At 48.1% G+C, this 18,887-nt stretch carries 22 protein-coding genes; 3 read left to right on the forward strand and 19 right to left on the reverse strand.

What is annotated here, in order from left to right:
• Positions 1-2: 2 nt before the first annotated feature.
• From AC58QM_RS19175 to AC58QM_RS19190, 4 genes are all read right to left on the reverse strand, one after another.
• Positions 3-683: an SOS response-associated peptidase gene (locus AC58QM_RS19175; RefSeq protein ID WP_497286478.1), complete on the reverse strand. Its 681-nt coding sequence runs from the start codon at positions 681-683 to the stop codon at positions 3-5.
• 146 nt (positions 684-829) lie between these two features.
• Positions 830-1,354, reverse strand: a complete 525-nt coding sequence (locus AC58QM_RS19180) for a YhjD family protein (RefSeq protein ID WP_497286479.1) — start codon at positions 1,352-1,354, stop codon at positions 830-832.
• On the reverse strand, positions 1,351-2,628 hold the full coding sequence (locus AC58QM_RS19185; RefSeq protein ID WP_497286480.1) for a DNA polymerase IV: 1,278 nt from the start codon (positions 2,626-2,628) through the stop codon (positions 1,351-1,353). Before AC58QM_RS19185 ends, AC58QM_RS19180 begins: the two co-directional genes overlap by 4 nt.
• Positions 2,625-2,996: a YhjD family protein gene (locus AC58QM_RS19190; RefSeq protein WP_063868092.1), complete on the reverse strand. Its 372-nt coding sequence runs from the start codon at positions 2,994-2,996 to the stop codon at positions 2,625-2,627. Before AC58QM_RS19190 ends, AC58QM_RS19185 begins: the two co-directional genes overlap by 4 nt.
• A gap of 320 nt (positions 2,997-3,316) precedes the next feature.
• On the opposite strand from AC58QM_RS19190, the gene AC58QM_RS19195 reads away from it, so the two are divergent.
• Together AC58QM_RS19195 and AC58QM_RS19200 are read left to right on the forward strand one after the other, a co-directional pair.
• A complete protein-coding gene (locus AC58QM_RS19195; protein ID WP_497286481.1) occupies positions 3,317-3,691 on the forward strand; it encodes a DUF3992 domain-containing protein in 375 nt (124 codons plus the stop codon).
• Positions 3,692-3,722: 31 nt separating this feature from the next.
• On the forward strand, positions 3,723-4,064 hold the full coding sequence (locus AC58QM_RS19200; protein ID WP_497286482.1) for a DUF3992 domain-containing protein: 342 nt from the start codon (positions 3,723-3,725) through the stop codon (positions 4,062-4,064).
• Positions 4,065-4,113: 49 nt separating this feature from the next.
• Here AC58QM_RS19200 and AC58QM_RS19205 read toward each other — a convergent pair whose 3' ends face one another.
• The 8 genes from AC58QM_RS19205 to AC58QM_RS19240 form a co-directional block, all read right to left on the reverse strand.
• Positions 4,114-4,764 (reverse strand): S-Ena type endospore appendage, encoded by a 651-nt coding sequence (locus tag AC58QM_RS19205; protein ID WP_497286483.1) that lies wholly within the window; start codon positions 4,762-4,764, stop codon positions 4,114-4,116.
• A 106-nt stretch (positions 4,765-4,870) separates the two neighbouring features.
• Entirely contained in the window at positions 4,871-5,965 is a 1,095-nt protein-coding gene (locus AC58QM_RS19210) for a BclA C-terminal domain-containing protein (RefSeq protein WP_497286484.1), read from the reverse strand.
• A 246-nt stretch (positions 5,966-6,211) separates the two neighbouring features.
• Positions 6,212-6,499 (reverse strand): stage VI sporulation protein F, encoded by a 288-nt coding sequence (locus tag AC58QM_RS19215; RefSeq protein ID WP_310499093.1) that lies wholly within the window; start codon positions 6,497-6,499, stop codon positions 6,212-6,214.
• Between the two features lie 155 nt (positions 6,500-6,654).
• Positions 6,655-7,011: a DUF1294 domain-containing protein gene (locus tag AC58QM_RS19220; RefSeq protein ID WP_497286485.1), complete on the reverse strand. Its 357-nt coding sequence runs from the start codon at positions 7,009-7,011 to the stop codon at positions 6,655-6,657.
• A gap of 32 nt (positions 7,012-7,043) precedes the next feature.
• Positions 7,044-9,092 (reverse strand): ATP-dependent DNA helicase RecG, encoded by a 2,049-nt coding sequence (gene recG / locus AC58QM_RS19225; protein ID WP_497286486.1) that lies wholly within the window; start codon positions 9,090-9,092, stop codon positions 7,044-7,046.
• A gap of 3 nt (positions 9,093-9,095) precedes the next feature.
• Positions 9,096-9,956, reverse strand: coding sequence for a DegV family protein (locus AC58QM_RS19230; protein ID WP_497286487.1), 861 nt, complete (start codon positions 9,954-9,956; stop codon positions 9,096-9,098).
• Between the two features lie 45 nt (positions 9,957-10,001).
• Complete coding sequence (locus AC58QM_RS19235) at positions 10,002-11,747, reverse strand: DAK2 domain-containing protein (protein ID WP_497286488.1); 1,746 nt, start codon at positions 11,745-11,747, stop codon at positions 10,002-10,004.
• A gap of 29 nt (positions 11,748-11,776) precedes the next feature.
• Positions 11,777-12,136, reverse strand: a complete 360-nt coding sequence (locus tag AC58QM_RS19240) for an Asp23/Gls24 family envelope stress response protein (RefSeq protein ID WP_310499088.1) — start codon at positions 12,134-12,136, stop codon at positions 11,777-11,779.
• A 248-nt stretch (positions 12,137-12,384) separates the two neighbouring features.
• On the opposite strand from AC58QM_RS19240, the gene rpmB reads away from it, so the two are divergent.
• Positions 12,385-12,573 (forward strand): 50S ribosomal protein L28, encoded by a 189-nt coding sequence (rpmB, locus tag AC58QM_RS19245; protein WP_029197753.1) that lies wholly within the window; start codon positions 12,385-12,387, stop codon positions 12,571-12,573.
• 103 nt (positions 12,574-12,676) lie between these two features.
• Here rpmB and spoVM read toward each other — a convergent pair whose 3' ends face one another.
• The 7 genes from spoVM to rlmN all read right to left on the reverse strand — a co-directional run bounded on the left by spoVM (position 12,677) and on the right by rlmN (position 18,825).
• On the reverse strand, positions 12,677-12,757 hold the full coding sequence (gene spoVM / locus AC58QM_RS19250; RefSeq protein WP_036634233.1) for a stage V sporulation protein SpoVM: 81 nt from the start codon (positions 12,755-12,757) through the stop codon (positions 12,677-12,679).
• Between the two features lie 271 nt (positions 12,758-13,028).
• Positions 13,029-13,274 carry a hypothetical protein gene (locus AC58QM_RS19255; protein ID WP_497286489.1) on the reverse strand — a complete coding sequence of 82 codons (246 nt, stop codon included), beginning with the start codon at positions 13,272-13,274 and terminating at the stop codon, positions 13,029-13,031.
• Between the two features lie 16 nt (positions 13,275-13,290).
• Positions 13,291-13,941, reverse strand: coding sequence for a ribulose-phosphate 3-epimerase (rpe, locus tag AC58QM_RS19260; RefSeq protein WP_310499086.1), 651 nt, complete (start codon positions 13,939-13,941; stop codon positions 13,291-13,293).
• A gap of 5 nt (positions 13,942-13,946) precedes the next feature.
• Positions 13,947-14,879 carry a ribosome small subunit-dependent GTPase A gene (rsgA, locus tag AC58QM_RS19265; protein WP_497286490.1) on the reverse strand — a complete coding sequence of 311 codons (933 nt, stop codon included), beginning with the start codon at positions 14,877-14,879 and terminating at the stop codon, positions 13,947-13,949.
• Positions 14,879-16,981, reverse strand: coding sequence for a Stk1 family PASTA domain-containing Ser/Thr kinase (gene pknB, locus AC58QM_RS19270; RefSeq protein WP_497286491.1), 2,103 nt, complete (start codon positions 16,979-16,981; stop codon positions 14,879-14,881). Before pknB ends, rsgA begins: the two co-directional genes overlap by 1 nt.
• Positions 16,978-17,742, reverse strand: coding sequence for a Stp1/IreP family PP2C-type Ser/Thr phosphatase (locus AC58QM_RS19275; protein WP_497286492.1), 765 nt, complete (start codon positions 17,740-17,742; stop codon positions 16,978-16,980). Before AC58QM_RS19275 ends, pknB begins: the two co-directional genes overlap by 4 nt.
• Positions 17,743-17,754: 12 nt before the next feature.
• On the reverse strand, positions 17,755-18,825 hold the full coding sequence (gene rlmN, locus AC58QM_RS19280) for a dual-specificity RNA methyltransferase RlmN (RefSeq protein WP_497286493.1): 1,071 nt from the start codon (positions 18,823-18,825) through the stop codon (positions 17,755-17,757).
• Positions 18,826-18,887 lie beyond the last annotated feature (62 nt).

An 18,887-nucleotide genomic window follows, 5' to 3' on the forward strand; every position in this document is an offset into this window, starting at 1 on the left:
TTTTATATCAAAAGACTTATCGGCTCTATGCATAGCTCGTCATCATTGCGCACATTCCCCACCCGATTAGATACCGGGTACGCCATCATCAACTCTGAAGGATAGGGTTGCAACAAAGGACCCAGCTGCTCCACATTCTTCACACCCCGATCTAACCACACAGCTTCCTTCTCCCGTGGCAAAATGACAGGCATCCGCTCATGAATATCCTTCATCATCTCGTTGGACTCGGTCGTGATGACCGTGCACGTCGAGATGCGGTTGCCGTCCGGAGACGTCCATGTGTCGTACAGACCCGCCATGCTGAAAAGCTCCCTGCTGCGCAGCATTATACGCATTGGCTGCTTATGCTTGCCGGTTCCTTTCCAATCATAGAAAGAATCTGCCGGGATGAGACAGCGTTTACGCTCAAAGGGCTTGCGGAAGGCAGGCTTGTCCGCCAAGGTTTCTGAACGCGCATTGAGCATTTGATAGCCAATCTTCTCTTCTTTAGCCCATTCAGGAATGAGTCCCCACCTCAGCTCACCTAGCTTATTTCGCTGCCCATCATGGACGATGGCCATCACCTGTTGTCCGGGCGCAACATTATATTTGGGGCTATATCTTGGCATAAAAGTATCGTACATATCGTAACGCAGCATCAATTCCTCTAACGTTACAGTGATCGTATAGCGTCCGCACATAGGTATACATCCTTCTCCTTCACACGGTTATCCAATTCCCCTCTCTCCATTATGGAAAAAAGATAGGCTTACGTCAATTCGTACAGCCCGAAGAACCATTCTTCTTCAGGCTGTACCGCATGAGGCTTAGCGATAGCTAGGCAGTTTCATGATTTTTTGTTCTTTTCGATCTCCAACACACTCACACGCGGATCTGTGCCATAAATCGTTGTAACTAAACTGTCGGCATATCTGCCGATTCTCGCACCAATTTCAGCACGCATGTAGTCTCTCGTCATCGTAAATCGATCTTCATGCTCACGGCACCTAAACCGGTAACGGATCATCTGATCGTCTTTCTCCTCTTCGGCAACGTGCATGTCATTCTCCAGCATGTGGCGCTTTACTTTGGCTAAGTCGGCGTGCATGTTTTTGGCCAGCACCTGAGCCACCTTCGAATAGAGTGCTCTTAGCATCTCCGAGGAACGCTCTACTTCGCGCGCCCTTCGCAAAACAATCGTATGCATATGCGGCAGCAAAACCGATTCTTTAATAATACCAATGTCATCTGCTGTCGGGCGTTTTGTGGGTAGCGGTTTGTCGTGCCGTTGGTTTTGAAAAGCTTCTCGATGCTGAGGAAGCATCATGCGACTGGATTCCCACAACCCGTTATTCTGCAGTTTTTTGCTCATTTATAATGGCCTCCAATTTTGAGCGAACGCGTCTTTGCTTGACCCGCTGCCGTCAGAGAAGACGCACGAACAATCGCCGCATTACCGAACCGATCCTTAATGCTGTCCGTCACTTTCTCCAGTTCACGCGCCTTGACTTGATCTTCAAAAAGAGTGAGCTGATACGTCTCATCATCCACAAACTGACTCAGCATCACGCCAGCACGACGAACAGGCATCGTATCCCAAAATTTATAGAAAAGCTGCTTCACAGCTTGAAAAACGGTACCAGTATGATTCGTTGGGTCCGGCATCTTCATCTGACGTGAGAAGCCTGTCGGCGCATCAAATGGACTGCACATGCAACTGACCGTCACAATGGAGGCCATATACCCTTTGCGTCGACAGTCACGGCATACCTCTTCCGTCAATTCCATGAGGATCGTATTGACCTCTGACGATTCCGCATAGTCCCTCGGCAGCGTCATCATATGGCCAATCGACTTCGGAGGCGTATCGAACGTCCCTGGCGTAACCGGGCTGTCATCCAAACCATTTGCCGTCCGCCACATGACCTCCGCATGAATATCCGATTGTTTGCCGAAGCGCGCGCGAAACTTCTGCTTCAACTGCGGCAGTGGCGTTCGTGCGACCTCGCCAATCGTATACATGCCCAACTTGGCAAAATGCGCCGTCATTCGCGAACCAACACCGAACATTTTACTGACAGGTTCCTTCCAAAGGTGCTCCTCGACAGCGGATGGCAGCAATGTGAAAATGCCGGTCGCATTCTTTTTGGCCCAAATATCTGTCGCGATTTTCGCTAGAATCTTATTGGAGCTGATTCCCACACGAACCTTAACGCCCGTTTGTTTGAGCACCTTGAGCTGCAGAGTCTCAGCAATCGTCATCGCATCTCCATAACGCGAAATACTTCCGGTTACATCCAGAAATTGTTCGTCAATACTGAAAACTTCAACGAGATCCGTGACTTCCTCGTAAATTTCAGTTATTTGCAATGAAACATTAATGTAATGCTGCATCCGTGGACGCATCACAATCAGTTCAGGGCACTTTTTCAGCGCTTCCCCCAACCTTTCGGCTGTGGATACGCCAAATCCTTTGGCAACAGGGCAGGCAGCTAAAATAATGCCCGACCTTAACGCAGGATCTCCCGCAACGGCAACTGGCTTATTCTCTAGTCCTGGATGATCGGCTTTCTCGACACTAGCATAAAAACTTTGACAATCCGCCAAGAAGATCGTTCGCTCCTCGCCCCTGTTTCCTTTGTTCATCGCAATTCCCCCCGCATATTCATCAGCATAGTCATAAGCTCAGCCTTGACCAAACTACGAAGCATCGTGAAATGATGAATGTAACCTCGAACCTTGTATTCAACTTGGATCCCTAAAGCATTCATTTCCGTGTGAATTACCTTAATCTCTCGCTGCTTCATCTTGCTTTTCAACTGTTGTAATTCTGGATAAATCCCCATCTCAACCTCTCTGAGATAGAAAAGAATGTGATTATAAACGATTTTATCTTTATAAACCTTAAGCTCCTCCATATCTCTTGCGAGCATATCAAGCAAAATCGGCAACAGCGTGTATTCCTTAATCATTTGAACATCCTCTTCTGTCTCTACTCTTGAAGTACCACTCATGTTCTCACCACCATATGCGAACATATATTCGTTTTCCATATTATATACCGAACACGTATTCGTTATGCAAGTGGTTTTTTAGAGATTTTTATACTAATAAAAGGATGAAATACAGTTATTTTCAATTATTTTATCTCTTTTTACCTATTAATTAGAAAATACAGGAAATACCACATGCGAACACATGTCGCCGCCCCCTTGAAGTCGCACCCAGACATGTCATATTAAATATTCATTAGTCAGGCGGATGTCCAAGCGTTGAGGTAATCGCCTGCATTAAATAGCTTAGAAACAAAGAAGCGGAGGAGGTTTTCTTAGCTATGGCATGTGATAATTCGGCGGCTTCGTTAACATGCTGCTCAGAGAAAAATTTTGTACAGGATAAAGTATGTACGCCATGGACCGGCACAGTAGGTATCGCAGATGTAGACATTGTCGCTTACACGAATAATATTAATCCGAACCTTGTCGGCACGGGATATGTGAAATTTGATGTCGGACCTGCTGATATTACGTTGGATGTATTAAACAGCGCAGGGGCTTCCATTTTAACGGCTGCGGTTACCATTGCACCTGGAACAAGTCTGGCTTTTACTTACCAACGCTTCTCCACTATTCAGATAACACTGGATGGCGCAGACGCGGGTTTATATCAGGGCGAATTTTGCATCACAACCCGTTATTCAATTCAATAATGCCATTTGACACCTAAAGGAGGTACTCATTATGTGCTCTTGTAGTAACACAGCTCTTTGCTGTTGTTCAGAAAAAACCTACGTGCAAGATAAAGTATGTACGAATTGGCTGGCGACTGGGGCAGGTACAACAACTGTTTACACCGATAATATGGCAACTCTGATTAGCGGTACTGGATATGTCAAGAATGAAACTGGGACCGCTACTATTACAGTAAATTTTCTCCGTTCGGCAGCTCCTATCATGACACCTATCATAGTGCCAATAGGAGGTAGCACCTCGTTTACTGTCGGGCGGTTCGATACGATTACGATTACAACGACAGCAGCGGCAACCGGGGAGTTTTGCATAACTGTGCGATACAGCATGTAAAAAGCGCACAACAATAAGGTGGTTTTTCACTTAACCGTGAGAAACCATCTTATTCAGGATCGCAGCATCGATGTTCGGATTGGATTTGGAGTGTAGTGGAGATAACGTACTTACCTTCCACATAACTCATCTCGTCGCGCAGTGAAGAGATAGCAATGGCTTTGACACCTTGACCGATATAATTTACGGTACTGCCGGGAGGCACGCTCAGTTGTTTGTTATCGGCATCCTCGAATTCAATCTCAACCTCTATATCTTGAGTGCTGCTCGAGCTCGAGTATATACTAATCTGAGCCACTTCGATCTTGGACTCCACATCCATCTCCCATATCCGAAATCCAGGCTGATTGCCTTGAAGAAGTATATTACCGCAGCATTCTTTATTAATTGTTGTCAGTGGAGGTGAAGGATGGCAATGATGGGGCTTTGGTGGCGGACAAGGTCTCAGCATTGGCTTATAAATTAGCTTTAGTTTTGGATTTGAGCTCCACTCAGGCTTTGACTTATTGATTGGATAGCGGCTGCGAGAAGGAGGTAGAACGGGATGTGTGATACTCGTCAACAATTGACGATAAGACCGCTTTTTCTGCTTTGGCCTGCTGACTCTCCCTTTGTTTAAGGATAAGCAAGAAGACGATGTCTTGTGAACGATAGTCAGCTCTATAACCTTTTTCCTCGCGCTGCGTTTCTTCTTGATCACCGCCTCCTCCTCCCCTCGAAGTGTCAATTCCTATTGCATACTTATATTAGATGATTGTTCTCCCCCAATGGTCATACATGTTTTCGATTTATTTCAATACGTGAGACTAGGCAATCTGGTGTATGGACCAGACAACTCCAGCCGCAGCATTGCCTATATTGATCGTAATTGCTAATCCAGCCGCATTATAAAATAAACCAACAACATCACCAGCCGACAACGCAACGTCTCCAGCCAACGTAATTTCACCGGTTCCCAATACCGCACGCAAAGTTAAAACCAATACTACGTTAACATTCAAAATAGGTAGATAACCGCTCACCAAATTGAAGGCGGAAGGAGATGTTCGCTGCACGGCAAAAAAAGGATTGACCCCGGCGCCTATGCTCACGCTGACAGCTGCAGTCGTAGCGTAGTTAATCGTTGCTAGTATCGTATATCTTCCTGTTGTCGGCACTGTAAAGTTGCCTGTAACTGCGTTAAAATTCGCATTTCCATAATACGGACTAGTCGTCGACCAATTCGTAAGCTGTGTACTTGTTGCAATGGATAACGTAGATAGGAATGCCGAAAATCCATTCGTCGCAAAATTTGGTCCAGTCGCACCAGTTGGGCCGGTTGCCCCAGTCGCACCAGTTACCCCGGTTGGGCCAGTCGCTCCGGTTGCTCCAGTTCCTCCGGTTGGGCCTGTTGGGCCTGTTGGGCCTGTTCCTCCAGTTGCTCCAGTTGCTCCGGTTGGGCCAGTCGCTCCAGTTGCCCCAGTTGCCCCGGTTGCTCCAGTTGCTCCAGTTGGTCCAGTCGCACCGGTTGGCCCGGTTGCTCCAGTTACTCCCGTTGCTCCAGTTACTCCAGTTACTCCAGTTGGGCCGGTTGGTCCAGTCGCTCCAGTTGGGCCGGTTGGGCCGGTTGGGCCGGTTGCCCCGGTTGCGCCAGTTTCACCCGTTGCTCCGGTTGGGCCAGTTGGGCCAGTGGCTCCGGTTGCTCCGGTTGCTCCGGTTGCTCCGGTTGCGCCAGTTGCGCCAGTTTCACCCGTTGCTCCGGTTGCCCCAGTTGCTCCGGTTGCCCCAGTTTCACCCGTTGCTCCGGTTGGGCCAGTTGGACCAGTTGGACATACACACGGAATGCCGCCGCAGCTTAAAGGAACTGAACATGAACATTTTTTTTGAAATTCATCCTCACCTGCAGGACCGCAATAGTTCACAAATCATACCCTCCCTAAGACAAGAACCTTTCTTGCTTCAAACAACTTATTACTAATAAATGAAATTCAGCTTAATATGCTTGTACTCATGTCACCCCTCGGATAAAATGTATCCTCACGAAAAAAGGCCTTCTGGAGTTGAGCTTACCCAGAGGCCTTTCGCAGCTATTTAATTACGTGCGGCTTACTCGCAAAAACACCACAATAGAGCATCTCACGCTCTACATGTGGCGTTTTCATCATGAACTATCGAAATATAGACCATAATTTAATTAAATGAAACGTGTTATTCGGATCAATCTTTTGCGCCAAGATAAACGTTAAAATCTGATTTGTCTGGCTCCCGCTCAGTTTCTCACCAAAAATACCCGCGGCAAGACCGATTAGGCGCGTAACCTTCGCTGCATTTTGTAAATCTGCCTTAGTCACGCCTTGGAGCAGCATTTTGATGCGTTCTTTGACCTCAGGATTTTTCATCTTGAACTTTACACGCTCCACGAGCGCAGGATCGATGCCATATTGCTGATAACTCATCCCCGCACCTCCGATACCCGACATGCTCCTATCTTATGAGTGAATACAGGTAAACTTGACTGCGTAATCTGTCTAGGAGCAAACTTCTATCGACAAGCAGCAGAAAAAGACGAAAAAACAGCCACCGTTCCCGGCAGCTGTTCCTTCATTTCATTTTACATATACACGGCAATGAGGATGACACAGATACAATTCAAAGCAATTAGGAGCGGAAAACCAACGACAAACGAAGTATGCTTCGTCTTATGCCGCCACATCCGCATGCCCAGCCAACCACCAATCCCGCCACCAAGCGCAGCGAATAAAAAAAGTCGTTTTTCCGGCACACGACGCCCGCCCTTTTTGGCTTGTCCTTTATCATGACCCATCTCAATAAACGTAATGATATTCATAACTAGTAAATAAATGAGGAAATAAGTCACTGGCGGCACACCTTCGTTTCCATAAAATAGCGCTGCTACTCCTATCTTAAAAGGGAACACGCCACGGGTCAATCTTTGAGAGTCCTTCATCTTTCACTTGTAGCCTCTTAGACAGCCGCCTACTAATCCAGCACTTCGCTGTCAAAAATATGAGCCCGCTCCAAATACGCCCTCAGCGGCATAAAAGAAGCCCCCGTCCAGAAGGACGAGTCGCCGACAAGCTCAGCCGCATCATCGCGCGCCTGCTCCATGATTTCAAAATCCGCCATCATATCGGCGATACGGAACTCCGGCAGCCCGCTCTGCTTCGTGCCGAAGAAATCCCCCGGCCCGCGCAGCTCCAGGTCGCGCCGGGCAATCTCGAAGCCGTCGGTCGTCTCCGTCATCGCCTTCATGCGCTCCTTGCCGACCTCGGTCTTCGGGTCGGCGATGAGCACACAGAAAGACTGGTGCTCGCCCCGCCCGACCCGGCCGCGCAGCTGATGCAGCTGCGACAGGCCGAAACGGTCGGCGTCGTAGATCACCATCAGCGTGGCGTTCGGCACGTCCACGCCAACCTCGATCACCGTGGTCGACACGAGCGCCTCCACGTTGCCTTCCTTAAACGCGCGCATGATCGCTTCCTTCTCCTGCGCGCTCATACGTCCGTGCAGCAAGCCGATCCGCATCTGCGGAAAATGCTGCTGCAACTGAATGTGGACGTCGATCGCATTCTGCACGTCCAGCTTGTCCGACTCCTCGATGAGCGGACAAATGATATACGCCTGACGCCCTGCGGCGACCTCGCGCTGAATAAAACCGAGCACACGCTCCAACATCGCATGCTGAACCGCGTACGTCTTGATCGGCTTACGTCCCTTCGGCAGCTCGCGCAGCGTCGAAACGTCCATGTCGCCGAACGCCGTAATGGCCAGCGTACGCGGGATCGGCGTCGCCGTCATCGTCAGCACGTCAGGATTCATCCCTTTGCGCCTCAGGATGCTGCGCTGGTTCACCCCGAAGCGATGCTGCTCGTCCGTCACAACCAGCCCCAGCTGGCGGAAATACACATCCTCTTGAATCAGCGCATGCGTCCCGACCAGCACATGGATCAACCCCATCTGCAGAGAGGCCAGCAGATCGCGCCGTTGGCGGTCTGTAGAGCTTCCGGTCAGCAAAGCGACCTGCAGCCCATAAGGCTCGAACAACGTGCTGAGCGAGCGATTATGCTGCTCAGCGAGAATCTCCGTCGGCACCATCAGCGCCCCTTGGTAGCCAGCCGTCACCGTCGCGTACAGTCCGATGGCCGCGACGATCGTTTTCCCCGCACCGACATCGCCCTGCAGCAGTCGGTTCATCGCGTAAGGCTCCTGCATGTCGTGCAGGAGCTCACCGACGACCTTCTTCTGTGACTCCGTCAACTGGAAGGGGAGCGCGCGCACGAAGGCGCGGACAGCAGGCAGATCCACCTGCTGCTTCAACCCATCCGTGCGGCTGCGCGTCACAGCCCGGTAAGCCTGGAGCTTGAGCTGGAACAGGAACAGCTCCTCATACACCATGCGCCTGCGCGCCTGCTTGCCCTCTTCCACACCACTCGGTGTGTGGATAATGGCCAGCGCTTGACTGCGCGACATAAACCCGTACCTGTCGGTGATGCTCGCCGGCAGCACTTCACGGATCATGGCGCTGTACTGCGTCAGCGCCTGCCCGATAATCTTACGCATCCACTTCTGCGTAATCGTGCCCGCAACAACCGAGTATACCGGCTGAATGGTACCGGTATTCGAATCCCCTTGTCCGGGGAACTCGGAATCGGACACACTCATTTGCCGACGCTTGGCGTCCCATTTGCCGGTGAGTACAATCTCCTGCTGCGGTCGCAAGCGATCTTTCAGAAAATGGCGGTTAAACCACACCGCGGTCAGCAAGAAATCATCGACCATCACCTTGCAAGATAGACGCGATTTGCCACTGTAGCGCTGCAACACCGGCTCACCAATAATGTAGCCTTTGACGGTGACACGGTCACCATCCTTCACACTGGCAAGGTCACGAACCGTATAATCCTCATACCGGAACGGAACATACTCCAGCAAATCCATAACCGTAAAAACGCCCATGGCGTTTAGCTCAAGTGCTTTTTGAGCGCCAACTCCATGGACTTCACGTACTTGACATTGATTTAAATCCATCTCTTACACCGTACTCACGAAGGCTGCAATCGTACCTGGTCCAGCATGTGCGCCAATAACAGGACCTAGGGTAATATAATCGGCGTTCTCCACAGCAAACCGCTGCATAATGGCCTCCCGCAGCCCCTCCGCACCTTCCAAATTATTAGCATGAGCGATATGCAGCGTATGAATGGTCTTATCCGACACATCCGCGGCTAACAGATCAAGTATGCGCGCTATCGCTTTCTTGTTACCACGTACTTTATCAACAACGGTCACTTCACCCGCACTATCCAAAGTCAGAATAGGCTTAATGTTCAATAAGGAACCCAGCAGTGCCGACGCTTTACCAATTCGTCCGCCCTTTTGAAGGAACTCCAACGTATCAACAAGGAAATAAATGTAAAAGTTCGCTCTCATCTCTTGCACAAGCGCTGTAATTTCAGCGACGCTCTTCCCTGCTTGCGCAGCTTCCGCTGCAGCCACTACGAGCGCTCCTATCCCATAGGAAGCAGAACAGGAATCAACAAGGTGAACCTTACCAACCTGATCTCCCTCTAACAGCGTAGAAGCCAGCTCTGCCGTCCTGTACGTTCCACTCAACACAGAAGACAAATGAATCGAGATCACCTCGGTATCGGGCTCTTCCAGCAAGCCTTGATAGACAGCCAGAAACTCACCGGGTGACGGCGTTGACGTTGTTGGAAAGTGGGAAGATGACGTCAGCTTCCGATAAAAATCCTCAGACTGCAGCGTCACTGTATCTAGGTACTGTTCCTCGCCAAAATTAATTTTGAGTGGCACCATCTCAATGTTCAACGCTTCTCTGACAGCCAATGGAATATCTGCCGTGCTATCCGTTACAATGCGAATGTTTGTCACTGGGCTCACTCCAATCACGAATTTAAACTACCAGCTTGTATGCTCTTACTCAACCGAAAATAGGTAGGCATACAAAGGCTGTCCACCAGGATGAAGCTCAATTTCCATATCCGGATACGTCGCCTGAATAAAAGCTTCCAGCTCATCGGTTCCTTCTTCCGTAGCATCTTCACCCGTCAGAATCGTCACAATTTCACTGCTTTCATCAATCATCGCCTCAAGCAGCTTCTTGCACGCGTCCATCAAGCTTGGCTGTGAAGAGACAATTCGCCCATCTTGGATACCAATGAAATGACCTTGCTTAATATCCATACCATCCATATTCGTATCACGCACGGCATAGGTGACTTGGCCCGATTTTACACGTCGCAATGATTCACTCATCGCATCCGTATTTGTCTTTGCATCCGCCTTCTCTTGGAAAGCCAGAATAGCTGCAAGCCCCTGCGGAATGGATTTTGATGGGATAACAATAAGGGTTTTATTATCGACCAGCTCCACCGCTTGCTGCGCGGCTAAAATAATGTTCGAGTTATTCGGAAGCACATAAATCGTGTCCGCATCAATGCTGTTCACAGCGTTCACGATATCCTCTGTACTCGGATTCATCGTTTGTCCGCCTGAAAGCACGACATCAACGCCAACACTGGATAAAATATCGGTAATCCCATCGCCGAGTGCGACAGCAACAAAGCCATAAGGCTTCTTAGGAGCAGGCGCGGCAACAGCCGTCGTGGAAGAGATGGCTGCCGGAGCATCATACCCATGCGTCACATCTTCTAATATATGTGAATGCTGATCACGCATATTTTCGATTTTGATACGGCTTAAAGCACCGTAATTCATCGCTTGATTCATAACCTCGCCTGGATATTCCGCGTGAATGTGCACCTTCACAAGCTCTTCATCAGCAACGACAAGGAGCGAATCTCCCAGCTTGCTAAGCTGCTCACGAAACGTACCTTCATCAAACGTAAAACCCTTAACTTTGCCTGGGGCAATCGTCAGCATAAATTCTGTGCAATAGCCGAATTCAATGTCTTCTGTGGCCATATGGGCCTGTGCCGGCAAATGAGCATGTACTTCTTTGGCTAAGTTCATGCCAGGAAGAAGAGATACTTCACTTAAGTTGGTATCCATAGTAGCAAAATCCTCATCTACTTGTACCAAACCACCGTTTAGCGCCGTAACAAATCCTTCATAGACACATACAAGCCCTTGGCCCCCTGCATCCACAACGCCGACTTGCTTCAGAATCGCCAGCTGATCCGGTGTTTTGGCGAGTGCTTCCTTCGCCCTGCCCAACACCTCGTTCATCAGATCCAATAAGTCACTGCTGCGACGATATTGAACAGCGAACTTAGCTGCTTCCTTCGATACCGTTAAAATCGTACCTTCAACCGGCTTTACAACAGCCTTATAGGCTGTCTCTACGCCTTGTTGTAAGGCAGCCGCGAATTGCTGACCATTCACATGTTCTAAATCATGCACATGCTTCGCGAAACCGCGGAACAATTGCGACAAAATCACACCAGAATTGCCTCTTGCGCCCATCAGTAACCCTTTGGACAATGCATCAGCTGCTTTCCCAATATGAGAAGATGGCTTCTTCTTCAGTTCCTCACAACCTGCTGTGAGTGTTAAATTCATGTTGGTGCCAGTATCTCCATCGGGTACAGGGAAAACGTTCAATCCATTAACCTTATCTACATTCCTGCGAAGGTTATCCGCACCCGCCAAGACCATGGCAGTGAAGTCATTTCCATTTATTGAAATAAAGCGCTTACTCAAAGTGATTCCCCTTCCTGATTTTCGGGCTATTATTTGGCTACTCGAACGCCTTGAACAAAAATGTTCACATCGTCCACTTGCAGCCCTACAACGTCATTCAAAATATATTTGACTTTCGTTTGGACATTCCCTGCCACTACGGATATTTTGGTTCCATAGCTGACAATAATATAAAGATCAATTTCTAGTCGCCCGTTCTCTCTACGAACTTCTACACCGCGGCTCAAGTTATCTCGACCTAATAGTTCAGCTATACCATCCTTCAATTGCTTTCTTGTTGCCATGCCTACAAGCCCATAGCAATCTAATGCAGCAGATCCGGCCAGAGTTGAAATCACTTCATTGGTAATATACACTTTTCCATACTCGGTTGTGAGTTCAATCGGCATTATGTAACAACTCCTTCAAGTTTCGCTTTAGCAAGACTAATCTTCATTGTACTATAACATACTTCATAAATAAACGGCAAAAATGCGGTTAATTCGTTGACTCGGCTCCTTTTGCTATGCTATTATGTTTAAGTGTGTTTTTGCTGGAAGCATTACGTATCACAAGATTTAATTTGAGGAATACTGTCATGTCAAGCTTAGGCTTGCCACCCAGGCTTCTTTGTATACTGCCGAAGGAGGTGTCAAACATGTCCCGCAAATGTTTCATTACAGGTAAAAGTCCTAGTTCAGGAAATCACGTGTCCCACGCTAACAATAAAAACAAGCGTACTTGGGGAGTTAACGTTCAAAAGGTTCGCATCCTCGTTGATGGTAAACCGAAACGGGTTTACGTAAGTACTCGTGCGTTGAAATCCGGAAAAGTGGCTCGCGTTTAATTCGTAGCTGCGGATACTTAACTTACTTATGTGAATGACAAAAAGCACCTTAATCGGTGCTTTTTTTGCATTCTGGGGAGAATGATGTAAGTATAGGCACAACTTAGTTTTTGCTAAACGTATTAAGTACGGCTTTCACAAATCCTCCCAAAAATCTCGGCAGTTTGATTGTGTAGAATTTCATTCTCTACCCCTCCTTAGAGTTTTCGCCAGAAAACTGGCTTCCTAAGCATCCACTTAGCGTTTTCGTCAGAAAACAGACTTCGCCAGCTCTCTAGCTTCTTGAGCAAACGCTTCACAACGTGCATGACTGCTCCTTAACATCATTACAACAGTGTATGCCCAGAGCGGAGAAAACGTGACATCTATTTTTACTTCCTCCCACAATTCAGTTGCTTCCAGAAAGCAAAAAAAGCTACAAGAGCACTTCACTCTTGTAACTATATGTATGCGGACTATGGGGCGGTTATGCCCACCTGGTTATACAGTGCAACAATTAAACTGAAAAGGAAATAGAAAAATACCGAGATGACGATAAACCATACACGGAAGCTAATTTGTTCAAATCGACGAAAGAACCGCATCCCTACGTAGAGAGCGCCGAGCGAGAAAATGTACTTCACAAAATCGTCAATATGTGAAAAGCACGTCAATAATACCGCACAAAGCACACTGTACATCAGTAACCAGAGAAATCGCATTGTCCTTCGTCCCCTTTTAGCCCCGTATTCGTCTGATAGCCTCAGTGCGGTCCTGCTGCCCGAATACGGCATTGCCGGCTACTAAGACGTCAGCCCCCGCCTCTATGACCTGTCGTGCCGTTAACTCATTGATACCGCCGTCTACTTCAATGTGAAGCCCTGTGAGACCCTTCGCATTCGCTTGCTCACGCAGCGCGCGAATTTTGGTCAGCATCCCAGGGATGAATGCTTGTCCGCCAAAGCCTGGGTTCACTGTCATAATAAGCACAAGATCCAACTGCTCATCAAGCACGTGCTCAATGAGCGAGATGGGTGTAGCAGGATTCAGGACAACGCCTGCTTGAATACCGCTTTGCTTAATCAAGTCAAGTGTCCGATGAAGATGTGTACACGCTTCTACATGCACGGAAATCAGATCCGCGCCTGCCTTCACAAAATCAGGGATATAACGATCCGGATTTTCAATCATCAGATGAACATCAAGCGGCAGCTTCGTGACTGGACGAATCGCGTCAACAACCAATGGACCAATCGTAATATTGGGCACGAAATGGCCATCCATGACATCGACATGAATCCAATCTGCTCCGCCCTGCTCGACAGCTTTAATCTCGTCGCCAAGCTTGGCAAAATCGGCAGACAAAATAGAAGGTGCTACATATACCATTACGCCTAATACCTCCTCTTCCGTTCCTTGATTTCAGTTAAAAATAGCAAGTAGTGATCATAACGAGAAGCTGCAATCGTACCTTCCGCAACGCCATCCCGCACTTTACAGTCCGGTTCATGCAAGTGCAAGCAGCCTCTAAAGCGGCAGCCTTCTGCCACAGCGGCGAACTCCCTGAAACAGCTAGATAGGCCCTCAGCTTCAACTTCCATGAAATCAAGCTGACTGAACCCTGGCGTATCGGCAACAAGACCGCCATTAGCGAGCGGCAGCAGCTCCACATGACGTGTGGTATGCTTCCCTCTTCCTAATCGCTGCGAAATTGCATTCGTTTCCAGATCAAGACCACTAATCATTTTATTCAACAAAGAAGATTTACCTACGCCGGATTGCCCCGCGAATACACTAACTTTGCCATCTAGATGCTGCAGAATTGCTTCTACACCCTCTTCTAGTCGGGAACTTGTCGTAACGAAAGGATACCCGATGCCCTCATAGAGCTTCGTTATCCGCTCAAATTCCGCCGATGTCATCTCTTTGGCATGAGTGGGATTGTCATCCGACACCGTTAGCAGATCGCTTTTGGTGAAGCATAGAAGCACATCAATCCCCGTATTCTCAATATGCACCAGAAACTTGTCCAGTAGTTGTGTATTTAGAATAGGCTCTGTCACCGAAAAAACAAGCACAACCACGTTAACATTCGCAATCGGCGGACGAATGAGCTCTGAAGAGCGAGGAAGGATTTCTGTAACAGTCCCCTCCCCATTCTCTGTAGCCTCATACACGACACGATCTCCAACAAGCGGCGTTATATTTCTATTCTTGAACACGCCTCTTCCACGACAGGTTACCGTATTGCCCTCCAGTAGTGGAACCCCTTCAGGCAATACATAATAGTAACCGCTAAGCGCTTTGACAATAAGTCCTTGCGGCATTAATTGGCCCCTCCAGCAGGTGGTTTCGAAGCTGTTCCACCAGTTTGACCTTGGCCATTCCCACCAACAGGTATAGCGGGTCCGGTATTTTGTGTCTTCGGAGTCGGGGATGGACTAGGAGATACCGTTTTCCCATTTTTTTGATCCAAATAATCTTGATAGGTGCGTGTGATTGAATTAACCAAGCTGTCTCCTTCTTTGATCAAGATTACGGCTTTTTTGTCCGGTGAAACAATAACTTTGACATCTAAGTTTTGCGGCTTCGAGACTTTTTCAGTCAAGTATTCGAAATTCTCATACTGGGCATCGCTCACAATAATTTTGAACACGGAATCCTTGCCTTCTGTTGTCGGCTTCACAGGTACGCTAACCGTGAGTTGACCAGCTTCTTCTGGCAAACCATCACTAATAACGAGTGAAACTTCCCCGCCAATGGAGGCTTCCTCATCTTTTTTATAAGGAAACTGGGCGATTACTTTCCCTTTAGCTACTTTGTAGCTCTTTTCACGAGTAATCCCATTGACCGGGAGCTTCAGACCCAGCTTCGTAATTTGTGCCTTCGCCTCTGCTTCCGCCAAGCCAACTAAATCTGGCATTTTAACCGTTTCTTTCGCTTTGCTCACCGTTAAGGTAATTGCGGCTTTTTCCAGTTCAAACTCCTCACCAGGAGGCGGTGACTGCCTGAGAATCAGATCAGGCGCATTGTCGGATGTTTCCTGTTTGATCGTAATTTGCTCATCCTTAATACCGAGTCCCTGCAACTTTAATTTAACATCATTTAGGGTTTGCCCCGCATAGTTGTCCATTTTAATTTTGGGTATGCCTTTACTCACGTAAAGAATGACCTTCGTACCCACATTCAGTCTTAACCCGCTTGGATCTTGACGAATGACCGTATCCTTGGGCAATTTGCTATCCGCGTCGTATTCGACCGTCCAGCCTAATTTGGCAACTGTTAGTTCAGCTTGCGCTTGTGTCAGTATCTTGTTCTCGACATTCGGGACCTCAACGGTCTCAATGGCGAACATCCCTTTCACATAACCAACCATGTACCACATGGCGCCCAGCACAATTAACAAAACAGCAATCCAGACGAGCGGCTTAATCCAGCCTTTCCCCTTTGAAGGAGCTGGCTCTTCTCGCCAAGCTGGCTTATCTGGTTCATCATCGTCGTCGTCATCGAATTGAGCTAGCTGATCAGCGCGAATGGCTGGCATAACTAGCGTACGCTCTTCATCCATGCCATAAGCATCCCAGAAAGCAACCTTCGCTTCATTCCGACGATCTGGCGCCAAGCACGTATCGAGATCCGCCATCATCAGCTTCGCAGATTGGTACCGTTCTTCCGGCTTTTTGCGCATTGCCTTGAGTATAATGTTCTCTACACTTTGCGGAATCAACGGATTCACCTTACGCGGCTCTTCCACATCTTCCTGCAAATGCTTCAAGGCAACGGAAATCGGACTTTCCCCTAGAAAAGGAAGTCGACCAGTCAACATTTGATACATCACAATGCCAAGCGAATACAGATCGGACTTCTCTCCCGTATTCGTGCCTTTCGCATGCTCAGGCGAGAAATAGTGAACAGAACCGACAACAGATCCGGTTTGTGTAATTGTAGATGATGTCGCAGCTCTAGCAATACCGAAATCCGTTACCTTCACTCGGCCGTTTTTGCCGATTAGAATATTGTGCGGCTTGATATCGCGGTGAATAATTTCATTATGATGGGCGTGATCAAGTGCATCTGCAATTTGACTTGCATAATGAACCGCATCTTCCACCTGTAATGGCGCCTTTTCCTTAATCAAATCATTCAGTGTCTTGCCTTCGATATATTCCATCACGATGTAATGGACATCTTCTTCTTGCCCAACGTCATAAATACTGACAACATTAGGATGAGAGAGGGAAGCGGCTGCTTGAGCTTCTCTGCGGAAGCGACGAATGAATTCTTCATCGTGTACATATTGCGAACGCAGTACTTTGACAGCTACTTTGCGATTCAAAAGCAAATCATGCCCTTTGTAGACCAAAGCCATGCCGCCCCCGCCAATACGTTCTAAGATCTCATAGCGGCCTCCAAGCTTTCTACCGATCAATTCCCATCACCCCTTTTTCCGTCCGAATCCTGATCATGTGCAAATAAAAGGACCGTTACATTATCATCTCCGCCTTCGCGAAGCGCGCGCTGAATTAGCGCCTCAGCTGCATCTTCCAATTGCTCATTTTCCCGAACAATCCGCAAGATATCCGCATCATCGACCAACCCGCTCAACCCATCCGAACAAATGAGAATGACATCATCTGGACGCCACGTGTACTCATACAGGTCCACTTCCACACTAGGCTCAGTGCCCAATGCGCGTGTAATCCAATTGCGTCTTGGATGATGATCAGCTTCTTCCATCGTCAGCTGCCCATTCTTAACAAGCTCGTAAACCAAGGAATGATCTTCCGTCAATTGTGTGATCGATTCCCCAGTTAACTTATACGCACGACTATCCCCGATATGTCCGATAATAAGAAGCTCCTGTGAAGCAATAATGGCAACGACCGTCGTTCCCATGCCATGGTACTTTTCTTGATCCGACGCAAAAGCATAAATCTCCTCGTTCGCCTTCTCAATCGCTTCCCTCAATATTTGCTTACAGGACTCCACCGACATTCCCCAATGGATGGATTGCAATTGCGCTCCAATCGTGTCAATGGCCATTTGACTGGCAATATCACCAGCTTGATGCCCCCCCATCCCATCCGCAACAATAGCCAAAGATAGACCATTGAGTTGATGGTGGATGGCAGCACGGTCCTCATTGACTTGACGGACTTTCCCTATATCGGTACGACTTACCATCTTCATCCGGCTCTCACCTCATTTAGTGCTCTCCATATGCTTAGCTCGCAATTGTCCGCAGGCAGCCGCAATATCACTACCTTGTTCACGGCGTATGGTGGCATTAATTTTGCCCTTCTCGAGAATACGTTGGAAGGTAAAAATATCATCTCTCGGTGTACGCTTGAAATCACGTTCAGCCACAAAGTTGACAGGAATCAGATTCACGTGGCTAAGCGGCATATCTTTCAAGACAAGCGCCAGCTCTTCCGCATGCTCAGGCTGGTCATTCACTTCCCCCATAAGGGCATATTCAAACGTAATCCGTCTGCCTGTTTTGGCAATGTAGTACTTACATGCTTCGATGAGATCAACGAAAGGGAACCTGCGATTAACAGGCATTAGCTTCGATCGCAAGGCATCATTCGGCGCGTGAATCGAGATCGCCAGATTGACTTGCAAATTCTCATCCGCGAACTTATAAATGTTCGGCACAATTCCGCTCGTGGATACCGTGATGTGACGCTGCCCGATATTCAAGCCTTTAGGGTGAATCATGACACGCAGGAAATTCATGGTCGCTTCATAATTTTCGAAAGGCTCACCAATCCCCATGATCACGATGGAAGAAATACGCTCTCCCGTCTCATCGAGCAATTTCTGCGCTTTCACAACCTGAGCGACAATCTCGCCTGGTCGTAGATCCCGCTTCAGCCCACCCAAAGTGGACGCACAGAACGTACAGCCGACTCGACAGCCGACTTGCGTCGTTACACAAATACTGTTGCCGTAATTATGCTTCATCACGACGGTTTCGATGGCATTCTTATCTTCAAGCTCAAACAAGAACTTGACCGTGCCATCCTGAGATTGATATTTGGTAATCTCCGACAGGGTAACGAACTCAAACTGATTCTTCAGCTTGTCGCGAAGTGTTTTCGGCAAATTCGACATTTCGTCGAAGCTGAAAACGCGTTTAATATATAACCAGTCAAAAATTTGACCAGCACGAAACGCGGACTCCCCGTTGTCTTTAACCCAGCTTTGCCACTCATCCCAATTCAAATCATATACAAACGGTTTCTCTTTCTCATACGGCTTCAAACCCACTTTTATCACAACCTGTTGTTATTTCGTCTATTTTAAAATATTTTAACACAAAGCAGGAACGA

Source organism: Paenibacillus sp. J22P165, from assembly GCF_059692015.1.